The organism is Arthrobacter sp. 05L421, assembly GCF_056397785.1.
In genome coordinates, this window is sequence record NZ_JBFTOC010000018.1 from 62,460 (window position 1) to 80,670 (window position 18,211).

The window sequence follows — 18,211 nt, forward strand, 5'->3', positions numbered from 1 at the left end:
CGGACCGGGGGGACCACTAAATGATGCTTGACACCGCGACGCTGCGGGTGGCTTTGGCGCTGGTCGATCTCACACTGCTCATGCTCTTCTACTTCATCACCTTCCGGCGCACCCGGTCCCCGTACAGCGGCTGGTGGTGCACGGCCCTCTCGCTGTTCCTGGCCGGCAACGCCGCGTATCTGATGGACGGCACGGTGCACCAGGTCTGGGCCAACCCTGCCGGCAGCGTCCTGCTGGTGGCCGGTGCGGCCAGCATCTGGGCCGGCGGACGATCGCTGCGGGCGCCCTCACCCCGTCCCTGGTTCCTCGCGGCCGGCCCTGCTGCCACCGCCGTCGCCTCAGTTCTTGACCACCCGGCCACCAACGTCTGGGCGGGAGGCCCGGTGTACCTGGGATTCATGGGCCTGCTGATCGGCATGGGAGCCAGGGAGCTGTTCTTGCTCGACCGCGACTACTCCCGCGTCCACCGTCCCCTCGCCGTGGGCGCCGGAATCCTGGCCGTTTTCTACCTGGGCCGCCTGTTCGCCTATCTGATTAAGGGACCGGACGGTGCGGTATTCACGTCAGTTTTCGGCTCTGTCCCCATGACAGTCTTATCGATGGTCACGCTCGTGGTGGCGTCCTTCACCATGGCCGAACTCAGCTACGAACAACAGACCCGGGACCTGCGGGCACGCGCCACTGTGGACGGACTCACGGGCCTGCTCAACCGCTCTGCGTTCCTGGATCTCGCGGAAAACGAACTGCGCCGCCTGCGCCGGACCGGGACCACGGCGGCGCTCATCCTGGCGGACCTGGACCACTTCAAGACGATCAACGACCAGTTCGGCCATTCGGCCGGTGACTCCGCCCTGCAGGCATTTGCCAGGGCGTGCTCCGGTACCGTGCGCTCCACCGACCTCGTGGGCCGCTACGGGGGCGAGGAATTCATCCTTCTTCTGCCTGGCGTCACGCCGGACAGGGCGCAGGAAATCACGGCCGACATCAGCGCCCGGCTCCATCGAACCGGCTCGGCAGTCATTCCCCGGCTGCCCACTGTGAGCTACGGCATCGCGTGCACCGGCTCCGGAGCGGGCGGCCTCGACGCTGCGGTGGCTTCGGCCGACGCGGCCCTCTACCAGGCAAAGACGCTTGGCAGGGACCGCGCCGAGTTGGCCACCGGCAACGGACCTACGAAATAACCCCGTCCACCAGCGCTTTCGCCTCGGCCTGGACCTGCTTGAGGTGCTCGGCGCCCTTGAAGGACTCGGCGTAGATCTTGTAGACGTCCTCCGTACCGGAGGGTCGGGCCGCGAACCAGGCGTTTTCGGTGACAACCTTGAGGCCGCCAATCGCAGCGCCGTTGCCCGGCGCCTCGGTCAGCTTGGCCGTGATCGTCTCGCCGGCCAGCTCGGTCGCGGTGACGTCCGACGGCGACAGCTTGCCGAGGGCGGCCTTCTGCTCCCGGGTGGCCGCGGCGTCGATCCGGGCGTAGACGGGATCACCGAACTGGTCGGTGAGGCCCTTGTACAGCTGTGACGGTGACTTGCCCGTCACCGCAGTGATCTCCGAAGCCAGCAGGGCGAGCAGGATGCCGTCCTTGTCGGTGGTCCAGACGCTCCCGTCCATCTTGTTAAAGGACGCACCCGCGGATTCCTCGCCGCCGAACGCGCCTTCTCCGGACAGCAGCCCGGGGACGAACCACTTGAAGCCCACGGGCACCTCCACGAGCTTGCGGCCCAGGCTTTCAGCCACGCGGTCGATGATCGAGGAAGAGACCAGGGTTTTGCCGATCACGGACTGCGGGTTCCAGCCGGTCCGGTGCCGGTACAGGTAATCGATCGCGACGGCGAGGTAGTGGTTCGGGTTCATCAGGCCGCCGTCCGGAGTGACGATTCCGTGGCGGTCGGCGTCCGCGTCGTTGCCGGTGGCGACGTCGAACTTGGCGCCGTCGGACATGCGGTTAATCAGGGAGGCCATCGCCGACGGCGAGGAGCAATCCATCCGGATCTTCTCGTCCCAGTCGAGGGTCATGAAGGCCCACTGCGGGTCGACGGTCGGGTTCACGACCGTGAGGTCCAGGTGGTGGCGCTCGCCGATCTCGCCCCAGTAGTCCACCGACGCGCCGCCCATGGGGTCGGCGCCAATCCGGACGCCGGCCTCGCGGATCGCATTCAGGTCCAGGACCGAGGGAAGGTCGTCCACGTAGCTGCTGAGGAAATCGAACTTGCCGGTGGTCCCGGCGGCGAGGGCGTCGGCCACCGGGATCCGCTTGACGCCGCGCAGCCCGTTTTCGAGGAGCTCGTTGGCGCGGTTGGCGATCCAGCCGGTGGCGTCGGTGTCCGCAGGGCCGCCGTGCGGGGGGTTGTACTTGAATCCGCCGTCACCCGGCGGGTTGTGGCTCGGGGTCACCACGATCCCGTCGGCCTGCGGCGCGCCCGGAGCGGCGTTCCGGTTGTGCGTCAGGATGGCGTGGCTCAGGGCGGGGGTGGGCGTGTAGCCGTGGCGGGCGTCGATGAGGACGTGCACGCCGTTGGCCGCCAGCACCTCAAGGGCGGAGTTTTGTGCGGGCTCGCTCAGGCCATGGGTGTCCTTCGCCATGTAGAGGGGGCCGGTGATGCCCTGGCCCGCCCGGTATTCCACGATCGCCTGCGTGATGGCGAGGATGTGGGGTTCGTTGAAGGACGCCTTCAGGCTCGATCCCCGGTGCCCGGAGGTGCCGAAGGCCACCCGCTGGCCCGGGTCCGAGAGGTCCGGCGAAACGTCGTAGTACGCATCCAAAAGCGCAGTGAGGTCAACAAGGTCTTGGGGTTGGGCAACAGTGCCCGCGCGGCTAGCCATGGCACCAGCATGCCAGACGAGGGCGGAGCGCAACACGGTTTCGCGTCAAACCCGTTCCTATGACGAAAGAAAACGCGCCGATCGGCCCGGTCCCAAGCCAACCCTGCGGCGGTACGCTGGATCCAGAGACTTCGTGAGGGGACAGGCCATGACTGAACAGCCAAAACAAGGCAAAGACGAGACTCCGGAGGGTTACCAGCCCACCCTGCGACTCCCGGACGACCAACCGGACGTTCCGCCAGAGCAGGCGCCGCCAGCCAGCCAGGACCAAGGACAATCGGCGACGCAGCAGTTCGCGCAGCCTGAGTCGCCCCAGCAGCCCCATGCGGGCCAGCAGGGGCCTGGCCAGACGGCATCAGACCATGGCCAGTTCTCAAGCCCGTACCCGCCGATCTACGGCGAAAACGATCGGACGCCATACTCGCCGGGCCAGCAGGCATACGGCCAGCAGGCGTACGGCCAGCCGGCGTCGCCGTACGGTCAACCGTCGCCGTACGCTCAGCCGGGCAGCCCCAACGCCTACGGCCAGCCCGCGTACTACGGCGCGCCGGCGGCGTCCAAGAGCCTGAGCATCGCCAGCATGTGCTGCGGCATCGCCGCGCTGGTGGGATTCGGATTCTTCCTGCTCCCGCAGCTGGCCGCCGTCATCCTGGGACACCTGGCCCTGCGGCGCGAACCCGCAGGCCGGGGCATGGCGATCGCAGGCCTCGTGATGGGGTACGTGGGCATCGCCGTCACCATCCTGGTTCTGGTCATATTCGGGCTGGTCATTGGAACCGCCGCCCGCAACAACGGATACGGCGTCTAGCCTTGCCCTGCTGAGGGCTGAGGGCTGAGGGCCGCGCCGGCTCAGCGTGTCAGCGCGGCCACAAGGGGTCCGGCATTGGCCTCAAACCAAGCGCGCCGGCGGTTGATGTGGCCGCCCACGCCGTCCTGCCACATCCGGGCCCAGCCGCCGCCCAGAGCCGCGGCGTTGTGCCGCATCCGCTCGTAGCTGAGCGCGGCGGCGTCGGTCCCGGCGCCGGGCACCCGGCGTCGTTCATCCTCGGTCCAGCCGTAGGCGTCGGCGAAGACGCGCAGCCGGTGGAACGGGTCCAGGTGTGCCCAGCCCGGCCAGGCGTCTGAGGGGTCGCGGAGCGGCACCCAGTGCATGGCGGTATTGAGCGAATCGTGGAATGCCGTGGCGGGTCCGGCGAGATCGAAATCCACCAGACCCGCGGCCAGGCCGTCCCGGACCGCGACGTTTTGCGGTGTGATGTCCAGATGGCAAATAAGCCCGGCGGCGTCGGTGGGGTTGGGCCTGACCGGCCGCGGCGGGAACGGGTGGGCCTGCGGCACGAAGCCCGCCGACGCGGTGTGCAGCCGCCGGACCAGGCGGGCCACGGAGACCAACAGGTCCTCGGACTGTGCCCAGGCTTCGGGGCAGGCCCCTGCGCATTGTCCCGGCACGAAGGTCAGGACATCCCGGCCCTGTACGTCGCGGCCAAGGAACCGCGGGGAGCCCTCAAAGCCGGCGTCGACCAGCCAGTCGAGGTATTCGCCCACTGCAAATGATTGCGGCTGGTGCGGGCGGCGGATGGTTCCGCCAACCCGCACCACACCGTCGGTGACATCGCCTGCCGGCATATGTTCGACGTCGGACGCCTCGCCGGGGGCGGGGGTGTAGACGCGCGAAGCAACCGGGACGCGATGTGCGGGATTCATCGGGTCAGCGTACGCCGCCCATGAGCTTCTTGATCGCCGGCGAGGCGACCGCCAGGCCCACAGCCAGCAGCATCGCGGTTCCGCCGATGCCGATGAAGTAGGGCAGCTCGTCCTGCGGGTTGTACAGGCCGGACAGGATGCCGGCCAGGGTGGTGCCCAGCGACACGGAGAGGAAGAACAGTGCCACCATCTGTGTGTGGAAGGCCTTGGGCGCCAGTTTGGTGGTCACAGACAGGCCGATGGGGGAGAGGAACAGCTCTGCGAGGGTGAACAGAAGCAGGATGCCAACCAGAGCCAGCAGCGGTGTCTTGCCGCCGCCGGCCAGCGGGATGAAGGCCAGGAAAGCAAGGCCCATCACGAAGAGGCCGATCGAGAACTTCAGGGCCGAACCGGGCTGCTTGCGGCCCAGCCGGGTCCACAGGGCGGCCATGATGCCGGCAAAGATGATGATGAACACCGGGTTAATGGACTGGACCCAGGCGGCCGGCATTTCCCAGCCGAAGAGGTTCCGGTCCAGCTTCTCCTCCGAGTACACGGCAATGAAGGTGAACTGCTGCTGGAACAGGGCCCAGAACGCGGCAGAGGCGATGTACAGCGGGATGAACGCCGCCACCCGTCCGCGCTCGGTGGGGGTGACCTTCTTGCTGCTGAAAATCAGGGCGAAGTACAGCACCGACGCGCCGATTGCGGCGTAGGCCATGGACATGGCCAGGTTTTCGGGGTTCACGGTGCCGGTCACGAGCAGGACGGCGATGATCACGGCGATGCCGGCGAAGACCAGGCCGTAGCGGGTGCGCTGGGCGGCCGGGAGCGGGTTCGGTACCCGGTGTGCTTCTTCGGGCAGCTTCTTGCGGCCCAGCGAGTAGATGACCAGGCCAATGGCCATGCCGACTGCGGCGGCGCCGAAGCCCCAGTGGAAGCCCTGGCTTTCCTGCAGCCAGCCGGTGACCAGCGGGCCGATCAGTGCACCGGCGTTGATGCCCATGTAGAAGATGGAGAACCCGGCGTCGCGGCGTTCGTCCTTCTCGCCGTACAGGCTGCCGACGAGGGCGGTGGCATTGGCCTTCAGGCCGCCGGAGCCGACGCCCACCAGCACGAGTCCGGCGATCAGGCCGGGTATGCCGGGCACGAGTGCCAGCCCGACGTGGCCGGCCATGATCAGGACGGCCGCGCCGAACAGCACCCGCTCGGACCCGAAGAGCCGGTCCGCGAGCCAGGCGCCGAGGATGGTGGAGAGGTAGACGCCGCCACCGTAGGCGCCGACGAGGCCGGCCGCCAGGGCTTGCGGAATCTCAAGGCCACCCTGGGCGGCCGTGAAGTACATGTAGTAGAGGAGGATCCCCTGCATTCCGTAGAAGGAGAAGCGCTCCCACATTTCCACGGAGAAAAGGCTGGCCAGCATCTTTGGGTGGCCAAAAAACGAGGTGTCGCCCGGCGCTTTAGTGGGGGGACGTAACGAGGGATCGCCCGGCGTTATAGCGGGGGGATTGGATAAATGAGTTGTGCTCATTTACTTAATGGTGACATTGTGACGCGCGATTGTCACATTCGAGCACGCCCGAGGCAAGCAGCCCGGATAGTGTTTTGCCTCTCTTTCGCCTCTCTTTCGGCGGATTCCGCGGGTCGTTGCGGGCTTGGCGGCCGTGTCCTAGGCGTTCCCCCCGGGCATCGCCGCCGACGCCGCCGACCGGCTCGCCGGCGGCTCCTAGGCGGTCTCGCCGGCGTCGAACATGATGATCTGCCGGATGGCGTGGCCGTCTGCCAGCTGGTCCATGGCCCGGTTGATGTCGGCCAGGGCGATGCGGTCCGAGATCAGCTCCTCGACGGGCAGCTTCCCGTCCCGCCACAACTGGGCGTATTTCGGGATGTCCCGCGACGGAACGGCGGAGCCGAGGTAGCTGCCCACGATCGTCCTGGCTTCGGCCGTAATGGTGAGCGGCGCCAGCTGGGCGCGGGCCTCGGGGGAGGGCAGCCCGGCGGTGACTGTGGTGCCGCCGGGGGAGGTGGCGGCAAACGCGGTCTCGAAGGCGCGCGGATTCCCGGCACATTCGATCACGAACCTGGCCTTGACTCCGGCGTCGAGGACCTGCTGCGGGGTGTACGTTTCGTGCGCGCCGAGGCGGCGGGCGTGTTCGAGTTTCTGATCCAGCGTGTCCACGGCGATGATCCGCGAGATTCCTTGCGAGACGGCTGTGATGAGCGCCGCCATGCCCACCCCGCCGAGGCCGACGACCATGAGGCTGTCCTGCGGGCGGGGCCGGGCCGCGTTCAGCACCGCGCCGCCGCCGGTCAGCACGGCGCAGCCCAGAACCGCCGCAATGTCTGCGGGGATGTCGTCGTCTACCGGGACCGCGGAAGCGCGGTCCACCACGGCGTGGGTGGCGAAGCCTGAGACGCCCAGATGGTGGTGGACGCGCTCGCCGTCGCGGCTCAGGTGCCTGGATCCGTGCAGCAGGGTTCCGTCGTTGTTGCTCTGCGAGCCTGCCGTGCAGGGCAGCCGGCCGTCCTCGGCGCAGTTCGCGCAGCTCTCGCACCGGGGCAGGAAGGACATGACCACGCGCTGTCCGGGCTCCAGGTCCGTGACGCCGGACCCGACCTCCACAATCCGGCCCGCCGCTTCGTGGCCCAGCAGCATGGGGACCGGCCGGACCCGGTTGCCGTCGACGACGCTCAGGTCCGAGTGGCAGATTCCGGCGGCCTCCATCCGGACGAGGATCTCGGTGGGGCCGGGAGCCGCGAGTTCCAGCTCGGAGATGCTGATGGGCCTGGATTCCGCGAAGGGGCGCGGGCGGCCGATTTCCTCAAGTACTGCACCGGTGATCTTCAATGATCCTCTTTCGCGACCTGGTCGGGTTTGAGTGAACGATAGCCGCCGGTGCAGCCAGCGTCCATTTGGGGCTGCCCGACGGCGGCCGCGCTCACGCCGGGCGGAGTGACCGGGCGGTTGGGTTTTCTGGGCCCAAACCGGGGGACATGCTCATTCTTGGCGCCCGCGGGTGGACATGATGGCATTGTGTCCAGCGGCCGCGGCATGGGGTGGGCATGCCCCGAGCGAGCGCTGGCCATGTCCCGGGTGCGTTGTGAGAAATGGGCATGCCCCCGGTGAGCACCGGACATCTCCCGTGCTTGGCCTGCGCTCCGAGCATGTGCCGTGTCGTGAGTGAGGCATGGGCATGTCCCCCGGGTGAGCGGCGGATCCCTGGCTAGAACCCCAGCTGGGCGGCCACCTGCAGCAGCAAACCCTCGGAGCCCATTGGCCCGATCAGCTGGATACCCATCGGCAGGCCCGAACCGGGGGCGCCGCCGGTCCAGTGCACCGGGATACTGATGGCCGGCAGCCCGCAGACGTTCACCATGGATGACCACGGCGCGTATTCGCACTGTTTGCGGTAATCGTCGTCGGCGTCGCCCGCCCATTCTGCGGCCGGCCAGTAGCCCCCGCCGTGGGTCGCGCCCGTGAACCAGCCCACGGGGCGTGGCGTTTGCGCCAGGGCCGGCGTCAGTATGAGGTCCCATTGGGCGTACTGGGCGATCGTGTCCTGCTGGAACTGCCGGAGGAACCCGACGGATTCGTTCAGGTTGGCCGCGCTGCGCTGCTGCGCTCGCTTGCGGAAAGTCCTGGTCAGTGGGGTCAGGAGCGCCTCGCACTGGGGTGAGATTCGGGCGCTGCCGATCCCGGCGGTCCAGGCTGTGGTGAAGGCGTCCGGGTAGCGGTTGTCGTAGCGAATCGCGGCCGCCGAGGTCTCGTGGGCCGCCGCCTCAAGTCGCGCGACGCCGTCGGCCAGTGCGTCGAGCGCCTCCCGGTCCGGGATGAACGGGAACGTCGATTGCCAGGGGCTGTCGAGGCTTATCCCGATCCGCAGCCGACGCGGCTCCCTGGCGGTCAGTTCGAGATAGCTGGCGTGCGCCCCGCCGGCCGATGCCGGATCGTCCGCACTTACGTGATCCGCACCGCGAGGGGCCGCGCCGGGTATCAGGGCATCGAGCAGCAGGGCGGCATCGGCGGCGGAGCGGGCGAGCGGTCCGGCAACCACGAGCTGGGCGGGATCGCCGGTGCTTTCCCCGGCCGGCACGAGGCCCCGGCCGGGCTTCAGCCCGACCAGCCCGCACGCCGCGGCCGGGATCCGTACGGAGCCGCCGCCGTCGGACCCGGGGGCGAACGGCACCATTCCCGCCGCCACGGCGGCAGCGCTGCCGCCAGAGGAGCCGCCAGAACTGCGGCTGAGTGCATGCGGATTACGCGACGGCGGAGCGACCCGGTTCTCGCTGTAGGCCGTCAGGCCGAACTCCGGGACCTGCGTCTTGCCCAGCGAGATGACCCCAGCAGTCTTGAGCGCGACGGGGAGCGCACCGTCGGCCACCGCCGGTTTGCGCTCCAGGGCGGCACTCCCATGCGTGGTGACCACCCCTGCCACATCCGTCAGGTCCTTGAAGGCGACCGGGATCCCATGCAGCGCGGGCAAGGCGCCGCCGTTTCGGCTCCGGAGGGCGTGGAGCTGGTCCGCTGCCGCCGCGTCCTTCCGTGCCTGTTCCGCGGTGACCGTGATGAAGGCCCCGAGGTGCGGGTTTTGGGCTTCGATTCGGTCCAGGAAGTGATCGGTGGCCTGCCTGGCGGACAGCTCCCCGGACCTGAGCGCATCGCGGAGCTGGACTGCGGAGAGTTCGTGGATCTCAGCCAAGGAGACGGGGCTCCAGCCGTACCCTGGGCTGCGGGACGTGCATCCCCGGGGGACATGCCCATTCTTGGGTCCCGCGGAAGGACACAATGGCATCATGCCCAGCGCTCGCGGCCGGGGGAGGGCATGCCCCGTGGCGGGGGCCGCGGACGGGCCGAACCGCGGGGTGCTCGGCGGGGTATTCGGCAGCCATGAGGCCTCCTTTGGGTCCCCAGAAGCGTAACCTGCCGCCCGTGTGGGCGTGCTTGAAGCGGCGGGGGATACGCTGGGATCGGAGCTTGAATTCTGCGGAAAGGGTGAACATGAGCGACTTCCAGACCGTTAGCGTGTCTGGCATCCCCGATGGTGCCAAGATCGTGGACGTCCGCGAGGACTATGAATGGGTTGCGGGCCACGCCGAGGGCGCCCTGCACATACCCATGGACCAGCTGCCGGCCCGGATCGAGGAGCTTGACCCGGACGAGGACCTCTATGTCATTTGCCGCACCGGCGGCCGTTCCTTCCGGGCCACGCAGTGGCTCGTCGGAATGGGATATTCCGCGGTGAATGTTGCGGGTGGCATGGACCAGTGGGTCGAGACCGGCATGCCGCTGGTGTCGGACAACGGCCTCAAACCGGTCGTTTTGTAGCTGAAGAAGGAAGAACCGATGCCCGCACCAACCGTCACCTACACATTCCTCGGACCCGAGGGCACCTTCACCGAGGCTGCCCTGATGCAGGTCCCGGACGCCGCGGAGGCCATCCGCATCCCGTCCTCGAATGTGAATACGGCTCTGGACAAGGTGCGGGACGGTTCCGCCTACGCGGCCATGGTGCCGATCGAAAACTCGGTCGAGGGCGGTGTCACGGCCACTCTGGACGCCATCGCCACCGGCCAGGAACTCAGGATCCTCCGGGAGGCCCTGGTGCCCATCAGCTTCGTGCTTGTCGCCCGGCCCGGCGTGGCCATCGGGGACATCCGGCGCGTCTCCACTCACGGTCATGCCTGGGCCCAGTGCCGGCTCTGGGTGGACGTCAATATTCCCAATGTGGAATATATCCCCGGGTCATCGACTGCCGCTGCCGCCATGGGCCTTTTGGACGGCGACGGCGCCCACTACGACGCCGCGATCTGCGCCCCAATAGTGGCCGCGGAGCAACCCGGCCTCAAGGTGTTGGCCGAAAACATCGGTGACAACCCCGGTGCGGTCACCCGGTTCGTGCTCGTGGGCCGACCGGGCGAACTGCCGGCCCCCACCGGCGCGGACAAGACCACCGTGGTGGTACCGCTGCCCGAGGACCGTCCGGGTGCGCTGATGGAGATCCTGGACCAGTTCGCCACCCGCGGCGTGAACCTGAGCCGGATCGAATCCCGGCCGACCGGGCAGTACCTGGGCCACTACTTTTTCAGCATTGATGCCGACGGCCACGTGGCCGACGCCCGGGTTGCCGATGCGCTCGCGGGCCTGCACCGGATCAGCCCGGCCACCCGCTTTCTCGGTTCCTACCAGCGCGCTGACGGCCACCAGACCAAAGTTGCGCCGCACACCTCTGACCAGGCATTCCGCGCGGCGCATGCGTGGGTGAAAGACATACTGGGCGGCGCATCTGCTGTGGCGGAATATACCCCTGGGGCTTCGCCCAGAGCGTAGGCAAATGCCATATGGCGCTATTCCGCCCCCTCCCAACTGTGCGTATGCTTGCCTGATCCATATTGGGGAAATCCCCTACGGGAGGAGCGGGTCATGTCAGGCACCAGCACAGAAAATGACGGCCAGGGAATGATCGTCAATCCCAAGCCGACTGCTGAGAACCAGGACTGGGACGGCGACGACGCCGACCGCGCGGACCGCCTGCGCTTCGAAGAGGAACAGGCAATGATCCGGGAGCAGTCCGAAGCCCGGGCCGCCAAGGCCGCGGCAGAGGCAAAAAAGGCGGCAGAGGCGAAGAAGGCCGCCAGCGCCTAGCCCCCGCTCCCGACGCCGCCGGCCTAGCCGCCTTCGATGCCCTCCTTGACCCGGACCAGCAGGGATCCCGGGGCCACGTCCACGATGACCTTCGTGGCCTCGCCGGAAGGATCGCCGTCGACCTGGGTGGGCATAGGTTCGGGGCAGCGGATGGTGATCTTGCCGGAGCGGTAATACGTCATGACCGGCAGGTCCTTCTTGTGCTTCAGCACGATCTTGGTGGACATGGCCAGCCAGCCGATTGCACTGCGCGGGCTCATCACCACGATGTCCAGCATCCCGTCATCGATCATGGCCTGCGGAATGAAGTCGATTCCCCCGGGGATCAGGCCGCAATTCGCGAACAAAACGCTGCGGATCTTCCGGGCCTGCTCGGGCTGGTCATCCAGCGCTATCGAGACCTTCTTGCGGCGCCCCGCAAGATGCCGGACCCAGGCTTCCGTATACGCCAGCCAGCCCACGGCCTTCTTCAGGCCGTCAATGGTGTCAGTGACCACCTCCGCGTCCATGCCCATGCCCGCGATCACAGTGAACGTGTGCTGCGCGGATTCCCCGGTGCGCGAATTCTCCAGGGTGAGCCGCGCCGTATCGATGAACCGCTGGTGCCCGAACAAGGAAGCCTGCACGTTGCCGGGGAGGTCGTTCACCTCCAGATGCACATTGCGGGCCAGGAGGTTCCCGGTGCCTAGCGGGATCAGGCCCATCGCGGTGTCCGTCCCGGCGAGGACCTCGGCCACCACGCGCACTGTACCGTCGCCGCCGCCGGCCAGGACGACGTCGGCCCCGTAGTCCAGCGCCGCACGTGCCTGCGAGAAGCCGGGGTCCTCCGCGGTGGTTTCAAAGAAGCGCGGCGCCGGCCAGCCCGCCTCCGCGCACGCGGCTTCAATCAGGCCCCGGGCCTCGGCTGACCTCGCCTTGATCGGGTTCAGGACCACGGCAACCTTCTGGCGGCCCGCCCCAGGGCTGTGGGTTTCTTCCCACACGGCAGGGCGGGTGTGCTTGGCCTTCAGCCGGCGCACCCCCCACCAACTGGAGGCGGCAAAAACCAGAACCCCAGCGATGACGAGGTAGAGCAGCCAGTCGCGCATTGTGATCCAACAGTATCCCGCCAGCGCCCCCCGACCTGCTTGCCTGGCGACGGTGGCCGGATTGGATACTCTTGTCTGGTGATCGACGTAAAAGACCTCAGCGAAAATCCGGACAAGTTCCGTGCTAGCCAGCGCGCCCGCGGCGCCGACGAATCCGTGGTGGACGCGATCATCGCCGCGGACGCCGCCAGGCGCGCGGCGCTGATCCGGTTCGAGAACCTCCGGGCCGAACAGAATGTCTACGGCAAGAAGGTCGCCCAGGCCAAGGGCGAGGAAAAGCAGGCCCTCCTCGCCGAACTGAAGGTTCTGGCAGCCTCCGTCAAGAGCGCATCGGCCGAGGCAGATCTCGCCCAGACGGCCCAGGAGGAACTGCTCCGCGCCATCCCCAACCTGATCGAGGACGGCGTCCCGGCCGGCGGCGAGGACGACTACATTGTTCTCAAGTCGGTGGGCACGCCGCGCGAATTCCCGGACTTCGAGCCGAAGGACCACCTGGAGATCGGTGAGCTGATCGGAGCCATCGATATGGAACGCGGCGCGAAAGTTTCCGGTTCCCGCTTCTACTTCCTGCGCGGCGTCGGCGCCCGGCTGGAAATGGCGCTGCTCCAGATGGCGATGGATCAGGCGATCGAGGCCGGGTTCGTCCCCATGATCACGCCCACCCTGGTCCGCCCGGAAACCATGCAGGGCACCGGCTTCGACGTCAAGCACGACGCCGAAATCTACCGTCTCGCCGAAGACGACCTGTACCTCGTGGGCACCTCGGAAGTAGCCCTCGCCGGGTACCACGCCGACGAGATCCTGGACCTTTCGGGTGGCCCCGTCCGCTACGCGGGCCAGAGCTCGTGCTACCGCCGAGAGGCAGGTTCGCACGGCAAGGACACCCGCGGCATCATCCGCGTCCACCAGTTCAACAAGGTGGAGATGTTCATCTACACCACGGTCGAGGAGGCGGCCGCCGAGCACGCCCGCCTCCTGGCCTGGGAAGAGGAGATGCTGGCCAAGTGCGAGCTCCCGTACCGCGTCATTGACACCGCCGCCGGGGACCTGGGCAATTCGGCGGCCCGGAAGTTCGACTGTGAGGCCTGGGTCCCCACCCAGGGCGCATACCGTGAGCTGACCTCGACCTCGAACTGCACCACGTTCCAGGCGCGCCGTCTGAACATCCGGGAACGGGTTGTCAACGAGGAGGGTGCGCCCAAGGGCACGCGGGCCGTGGCCACGCTCAACGGCACCCTGGCCACCACCCGCTGGATCGTCGCGATCCTGGAACACCACCAGAACCCCGACGGCTCCGTCAACGTCCCCGCGGCACTCCAGAAGTACCTCGGCGGCATGACGGTCTTCCCCGTTCTTTAAATGCCTGTTCGCTAACCACCAGCAGGCCTCCGGCGGCCGCCGGGTAAACATTCACACTGGGGACAAGGTGTGGGTGTTTACCGCAAGTTCACGCCCTGCTGTGGCGTGTGTCCTAGCGGCTGTCGGGGGTGTCTGCTCTACTTGTGAGATGACAACCATGACTGAATCCTCAGTCGCCGGCAACGATGACCGGCGCAGGACACACCAGAACACGACAGACAGCAAGACGACAGAGAACAACGCGGCAGACCGGAACACGGCAGACCGGAACACGGCAGCCCAGAACATGGCAGCCCCGATCAAATCAGCCTCGATCAAATCAGGCAGGAACAGAAGCGTCCGGAACGGCGCCGGCGACAAAATGCTGATCGCCCTGGACGTCGATGGCACCCTTGTGGACCACGACGGGCACATGTCGGTTCCTGTCCGCGAGGCCGCCCAGGCCGTCGTGGCCGCCGGCCACCACGTCATGATCGCTACCGGCCGCTCCCTCAACGCCACATTGCCCGTGATCGAACACATCGGGATCGACAACGGCTACGCCGTGTGCTCCAACGGCGGCGTGATCCTGCGCGTCGACTCCGGACTGCCGGACGGCTACGAAATCCTCCACAAGGCAACGTTTGATCCCGGGCCGGTGCTTCGCGCCCTGCGCAAGCGGCTGCCCACGGCCAAGTACGCGCTCGAGGACGAGGACGGCAACTTCCTGTCCACCGAACGCTTCCAGGACGCCAGCTTCGGCGTCGAAGCGGTCGGCGTCGACTTCCAGACCATGCTTGAGGCAACCGCCGTGCGCGTGGTGGTCTTCAGCTCAGAGAACACCCCCGAAGAGTTCAACACCGCGATCCGCCACATCGGGCTCGCCGGCGTGACGTATTCGGTGGGCTGGACGGCGTGGCTGGACATTGCCGCCGCCGGTGTCACAAAGGCCAGCGCCTTGGAGCAGCTCCGGGACCGGCTCAGCATTGACGCCAACCGCACTGTCGCCGTCGGGGATGGCCGCAACGACATCGAGATGCTGGCCTGGGCACGTCGGGGCGTGGCCATGGGCCAGGCCCCCGTTGAAGTGATTGCCGCCGCGGACGAAGTGACGAAATCGGTCTACGACGACGGCGCCGCGCACGTGCTTCGCAGCCTGCTCTAGGCGCCGCAGGGACGGGCGGTTCCAAGGCGGGACCGGGCGGGCCGGGCCGGCTAGCGGACGTCCAGGATGAGGCTCAGGAGCCGTGCCGCAGCGGGCCGGGCCGCGTGCTCCTCGTTCCACTGGGAGCGGGCCACGGCTTTGCTCACGGCCTGCGTGGTGATCCCGAGTTCCTCGGCCACTGCCTTCTGCTGGCCCCGCACCCCCGGAGTGAGCAGATCCAGCACCCGCCATTCCGCGTAGCTCCGGTCGTGCACAATGTGGCCCAGGAGGCGCAGGACGGCCTCGGCCTCCGCCGCAATATCGGCCTGCGGTCCCTCGACGGCCACCCGAACACGGTCCTTGCCGTTCCGCAGTCGATCCACAGCGCGCCGGGCATAGATCAGCCCGTGTCCGGAGGCGTCCTTGATCTGGTTCGGCAGGGGTTCGTTGACCGGGCCCACGCCAATGCCCACGTACCAGCTGCCGCTGCGCAGGGCGATCATGGCCGCTTCCACCGCCTGATGCGGACAGTCCAGGATCCCTTGGACCTCGTCCTCGACGGATCGGTCGAAATCGAGGCGCGCCGGAATGTGCCGCAGGTCCTTGAGGAGCTGCGGCACGCGGTCGCCGTCGCGCCGGCTGTCGGTTTGATTGATGGTCAGCGTGAACATTCTGGATGACACACTACCTGTTGGCACTTGGGGGGCAAGTAGCCGGTGACGCCGGTGGACTGGAGTTGTGTCCCGTCCGCCGGACGTGTTGCGATGGACGAAATATGCCGAGGCAGGACCAAGCCAAGCGAGGATCCCCAGTGAGCAGTGACATGAGCAGTGACATGAGCAGTGACGTGAATGAAACCACCCGCACTCGGACGCAGGCCGACGCGCCGGCCGCCGATGCGCTCCTGGACAGTGCGGGCCTGGCCGGCCCGATTCTGGACAACTCGGCCCTGGATAACGCGGCCTTGGACCTGGTGGACCGCTGGTGGCGCGCGGCGAACTATGTCTCAGTGGGGCAAATCTACCTCCGGTCCAATCCGCTGCTGCGTGAACCCCTCAGCGCGGAACACACAAAGTCCCGGCTCCTTGGCCACTGGGGGACCACTCCAGGTCTGAATTTTGTCTATGCCCACCTGAACCGGGCCATCCGCCGGGACAACCAGCAGATGCTGTTCGTCGCGGGCCCCGGCCATGGCGGCCCCGCATTGGTCGCCAACGCCTGGCTGGAGGGCACCTATTCGGAGATTTACGGCCACGTCGGCGACGACGAAGCCGGCCTGGCCGAGCTGTTCCGGCAGTTCTCCTACCCGGGCGGCATCCCAAGCCACGCCGCCCCTGAGACCCCCGGCTCGATCAGCGAAGGCGGCGAACTCGGCTACTCCCTCGCACACGCGTACGGGTCCGTCTTCGACAACCCGGAGCTGATCACCGCCGTCGTCATCGGTGACGGCGAGGCCGAGACCGGGCCGCTGGCCGCCAGCTGGCATTCACACAACTTCCTGGACCCGGCTGCCGACGGCGCCGTGCTGCCCATCCTGCACCTTAATGGCTACAAGATCGCCAACCCCACGATTTTGGCCCGCATGCCCGAAGCCCAGCTGGAACAGCTGCTGCGCGGCTACGGGCACGTCCCCCATTTCGTCACGGTGGCCGACCCCGCGGACACCGCCGCTGCGCACCGGGATTTCGCGGCTGCACTGGACACCTGCCTGGCCCAGATCCGGACCATCCAGCAGCACCACCGCAACGGCGGGACGGCGCAGGACGTCACCCCACAGGACAACGCCCCGCAGTGGCCGATGATCGTGCTGCGTTCGCCCAAGGGCTGGACCGGGCCCAAGAAAGTGGACGGGAAGCAGGTGGAGGGAACCTGGCGCAGCCACCAGGTCCCGCTGGACGAGGTCCGCACGAACCCCGAGCACCTGAGCCAGCTGCAGAAGTGGCTCGAGTCCTACCGGCCCGAGGAGCTCTTCGACGGCCGCGGGCGCCTGGTGCCGGAGACGGCCAGGAACGCCCCGGCCGGTCCGCTGCGGATGAGCGCCACCCCTCATGCCAACGGCGGGCTCCTGCTGCGGCCGCTCACCCTGCCGGACTACCGCCGGCACGCCGTCGACGTCGCCGAACCCGGCGTCGAACGGATCAGTCCCATGAAGACGCTCGGACCGTGGATGCGGGACGTTATTGCCCTGAACCCGGACACGTTCCGGCTCTTCGGCCCCGACGAGACCGCGTCGAACCGGCTGCAGGACGTCTACGAGGCCACCGACAAGGTCTGGCAGTACAGGATTGATCCGCTGGACGAGCACATTGCCCGGGCGGGGCGGGTGATGGAGGTCCTCAGTGAACACCTCTGCCAGGGCTGGCTGGAGGGGTACCTGCTGACCGGCCGGCACGGGGTGTTCAACTGCTATGAGGCGTTCATCCACATTGTCGACTCGATGTTCAACCAGCACGCCAAATGGCTCAAGGTCCACCGGCAGTTGCCGTGGCGCCAGCCGGTGGCCTCCCTGAACTACCTGCTGTCCTCCCATGTGTGGCAACAGGACCACAACGGTTTTTCACACCAGGACCCCGGCTTCATCGACCACGCCGTCAACAAGAAGGCCGAGATCATCCGGGTCTACCTGCCGCCGGACGCCAACACCCTGCTGGCCGTGATGGAGCACTGCCTGGACTCCCGCGACTACGTCAACATTGTGGTCAGCGGAAAGCAGCCCTCGCCAACCTGGCTCGGTCCGGACGAAGCCTCACACCATTGCCGCCGAGGCCTGGGCATCTGGGAGTTCGCCGGCTCCGAGGTCAGGGGTGAGGAACCCGACGTCGTCCTGGCGTGTGCCGGCGATGTCCCCACGGTCGAAACCGTTGCCGCCGCCGAGCTCCTGAAGCAGGGGGCGCCCGGGCTGAAAGTGCGGGTGGTCAATGTGGTGGACCTCATGCGTCTCCAGGACGCCAGCGAACACCCGCACGGGCTGACGTCCCGGGACTTCGACGGTATTTTCACGGCGGACAAACCGGTAATCTTCGCCTACCACGGCTATCCCGCGCTGATCCACCGCCTCACGTACCGGCGCACCAACCGGGAGGGCCTGCATGTGCGCGGCTACAAGGAGGAAGGCACCACCACCACCCCCTTCGACATGGCCATGCTGAACGGGATCGACCGGTTCCAGCTGGCAATTGATGCGATCGACCGGGTCCCCGGGCTCTCCGAGAAGCACTCGCTGCTGCGCCAGTCCCTGCAAGACAGCCGCATGCGCGCCCGGGACCACACCCGGGAGCACGGCGAGGACCCGGCCGAGATCCGCGACTGGTCGCTGTGAATGGAGTTGCCCCAACGGCCTGGCCGGGCACAGCTGATATGTAGGAGTTCTTTGTCAAGAGGGCAAGGGTGAGCGGTCCAAGGCTGGTTTGTCTTGGACCGCTCTTTTGTGTCCGTTCCCTGGCCTGATCTGGATGGCTGGCGCGTCGTGAACGACGGCGCTGTCAGACTGATATG

Annotated in this window: 15 protein-coding genes; 8 read left to right on the plus strand and 7 right to left on the minus strand. The window is 67.4% G+C overall.

The window, feature by feature from the left end:
* Window positions 1–20: 20 nt before the first annotated feature.
* The gene (locus AC1DKQ_RS17845) at window positions 21–1,181 is read left to right on the plus strand and encodes a GGDEF domain-containing protein (RefSeq protein ID WP_476919737.1); all 1,161 of its coding nucleotides are present in this window, start codon (window positions 21–23) and stop codon (window positions 1,179–1,181) included.
* Here AC1DKQ_RS17845 and pgm read toward each other — a convergent pair.
* Window positions 1,171–2,820, minus strand: coding sequence for a phosphoglucomutase (alpha-D-glucose-1,6-bisphosphate-dependent) (gene pgm / locus AC1DKQ_RS17850; protein ID WP_476919738.1), 1,650 nt, complete (start codon window positions 2,818–2,820; stop codon window positions 1,171–1,173). The two genes, AC1DKQ_RS17845 and pgm, sit on opposite strands and share 11 nt — an antisense overlap.
* 148 nt (window positions 2,821–2,968) lie before the next feature.
* On the opposite strand from pgm, the gene AC1DKQ_RS17855 reads away from it, so the two are divergent.
* Window positions 2,969–3,628, plus strand: a complete 660-nt coding sequence (locus tag AC1DKQ_RS17855) for a DUF4190 domain-containing protein (protein WP_476919739.1) — start codon at window positions 2,969–2,971, stop codon at window positions 3,626–3,628.
* Between the two features lie 41 nt (window positions 3,629–3,669).
* On the opposite strand, the gene AC1DKQ_RS17860 is transcribed toward AC1DKQ_RS17855, so the two are convergent.
* The 4 genes from AC1DKQ_RS17860 to AC1DKQ_RS17875 form a co-directional block, all read right to left on the minus strand.
* The gene (locus AC1DKQ_RS17860) at window positions 3,670–4,524 is read right to left on the minus strand and encodes a phosphotransferase (RefSeq protein ID WP_476919740.1); all 855 of its coding nucleotides are present in this window, start codon (window positions 4,522–4,524) and stop codon (window positions 3,670–3,672) included.
* Between the two features lie 4 nt (window positions 4,525–4,528).
* Complete coding sequence (locus AC1DKQ_RS17865) at window positions 4,529–6,034, minus strand: peptide MFS transporter (protein ID WP_476886043.1); 1,506 nt, start codon at window positions 6,032–6,034, stop codon at window positions 4,529–4,531.
* 195 nt (window positions 6,035–6,229) lie between these two features.
* Window positions 6,230–7,351: an alcohol dehydrogenase catalytic domain-containing protein gene (locus tag AC1DKQ_RS17870; protein WP_476919741.1), complete on the minus strand. Its 1,122-nt coding sequence runs from the start codon at window positions 7,349–7,351 to the stop codon at window positions 6,230–6,232.
* Window positions 7,352–7,727: 376 nt separating this feature from the next.
* Window positions 7,728–9,203 (minus strand): amidase, encoded by a 1,476-nt coding sequence (locus AC1DKQ_RS17875; RefSeq protein ID WP_476919742.1) that lies wholly within the window; start codon window positions 9,201–9,203, stop codon window positions 7,728–7,730.
* Between the two features lie 299 nt (window positions 9,204–9,502).
* On the opposite strand from AC1DKQ_RS17875, the gene AC1DKQ_RS17880 reads away from it, so the two are divergent.
* From AC1DKQ_RS17880 to AC1DKQ_RS17890, 3 genes are all read left to right on the plus strand, one after another.
* A complete protein-coding gene (locus AC1DKQ_RS17880; RefSeq protein WP_277525260.1) occupies window positions 9,503–9,829 on the plus strand; it encodes a rhodanese-like domain-containing protein in 327 nt (108 codons plus the stop codon).
* An 18-nt stretch (window positions 9,830–9,847) separates the two neighbouring features.
* Window positions 9,848–10,831, plus strand: a complete 984-nt coding sequence (pheA, locus tag AC1DKQ_RS17885; RefSeq protein ID WP_476886046.1) for a prephenate dehydratase — start codon at window positions 9,848–9,850, stop codon at window positions 10,829–10,831.
* 93 nt (window positions 10,832–10,924) lie between these two features.
* Window positions 10,925–11,146, plus strand: a complete 222-nt coding sequence (locus AC1DKQ_RS17890; RefSeq protein WP_018774949.1) for a hypothetical protein — start codon at window positions 10,925–10,927, stop codon at window positions 11,144–11,146.
* Window positions 11,147–11,169: 23 nt separating this feature from the next.
* Here the strand turns inward: AC1DKQ_RS17890 and AC1DKQ_RS17895 are convergent, their stop codons facing one another.
* Complete coding sequence (locus tag AC1DKQ_RS17895; protein WP_476919743.1) at window positions 11,170–12,234, minus strand: diacylglycerol/lipid kinase family protein; 1,065 nt, start codon at window positions 12,232–12,234, stop codon at window positions 11,170–11,172.
* A gap of 78 nt (window positions 12,235–12,312) precedes the next feature.
* Here AC1DKQ_RS17895 and serS point away from each other — a divergent pair, with 78 nt between their 5' ends.
* Together serS and AC1DKQ_RS17905 are read left to right on the plus strand one after the other, a co-directional pair.
* Entirely contained in the window at window positions 12,313–13,593 is a 1,281-nt protein-coding gene (gene serS / locus AC1DKQ_RS17900; RefSeq protein ID WP_476919744.1) for a serine--tRNA ligase, read from the plus strand.
* Between the two features lie 157 nt (window positions 13,594–13,750).
* A complete protein-coding gene (locus tag AC1DKQ_RS17905; RefSeq protein ID WP_476919745.1) occupies window positions 13,751–14,737 on the plus strand; it encodes an HAD family hydrolase in 987 nt (328 codons plus the stop codon).
* Between the two features lie 50 nt (window positions 14,738–14,787).
* Here AC1DKQ_RS17905 and AC1DKQ_RS17910 read toward each other — a convergent pair whose 3' ends face one another.
* Complete coding sequence (locus tag AC1DKQ_RS17910; protein ID WP_476886050.1) at window positions 14,788–15,387, minus strand: hypothetical protein; 600 nt, start codon at window positions 15,385–15,387, stop codon at window positions 14,788–14,790.
* A gap of 164 nt (window positions 15,388–15,551) precedes the next feature.
* On the opposite strand from AC1DKQ_RS17910, the gene AC1DKQ_RS17915 reads away from it, so the two are divergent.
* Window positions 15,552–18,035, plus strand: coding sequence for a phosphoketolase family protein (locus tag AC1DKQ_RS17915; protein ID WP_476919746.1), 2,484 nt, complete (start codon window positions 15,552–15,554; stop codon window positions 18,033–18,035).
* Window positions 18,036–18,211: the final 176 nt, after the last annotated feature.

Excerpts from the sequence above, each read along its gene's own strand:
- AC1DKQ_RS17845 (WP_476919737.1), top strand. The coding sequence starts at position 21 with ATGATGCTTGACACCGCGACGCTGCGGGTGGCTTTGGCGCTGGTCGAT.
- pgm (WP_476919738.1), bottom strand. The coding sequence starts at position 2,820 with ATGGCTAGCCGCGCGGGCACTGTTGCCCAACCCCAAGACCTTGTTGAC.
- AC1DKQ_RS17855 (WP_476919739.1), top strand. The coding sequence starts at position 2,969 with ATGACTGAACAGCCAAAACAAGGCAAAGACGAGACTCCGGAGGGTTAC.
- AC1DKQ_RS17860 (WP_476919740.1), bottom strand. The coding sequence starts at position 4,524 with ATGAATCCCGCACATCGCGTCCCGGTTGCTTCGCGCGTCTACACCCCC.
- AC1DKQ_RS17865 (WP_476886043.1), bottom strand. The coding sequence starts at position 6,034 with ATGAGCACAACTCATTTATCCAATCCCCCCGCTATAACGCCGGGCGAT.
- AC1DKQ_RS17880 (WP_277525260.1), top strand. The coding sequence starts at position 9,503 with ATGAGCGACTTCCAGACCGTTAGCGTGTCTGGCATCCCCGATGGTGCC.
- pheA (WP_476886046.1), top strand. The coding sequence starts at position 9,848 with ATGCCCGCACCAACCGTCACCTACACATTCCTCGGACCCGAGGGCACC.
- AC1DKQ_RS17890 (WP_018774949.1), top strand. The coding sequence starts at position 10,925 with ATGTCAGGCACCAGCACAGAAAATGACGGCCAGGGAATGATCGTCAAT.
- AC1DKQ_RS17895 (WP_476919743.1), bottom strand. The coding sequence starts at position 12,234 with ATGCGCGACTGGCTGCTCTACCTCGTCATCGCTGGGGTTCTGGTTTTT.
- AC1DKQ_RS17905 (WP_476919745.1), top strand. The coding sequence starts at position 13,751 with ATGACTGAATCCTCAGTCGCCGGCAACGATGACCGGCGCAGGACACAC.
- AC1DKQ_RS17910 (WP_476886050.1), bottom strand. The coding sequence starts at position 15,387 with ATGTTCACGCTGACCATCAATCAAACCGACAGCCGGCGCGACGGCGAC.
- AC1DKQ_RS17915 (WP_476919746.1), top strand. The coding sequence starts at position 15,552 with ATGAGCAGTGACGTGAATGAAACCACCCGCACTCGGACGCAGGCCGAC.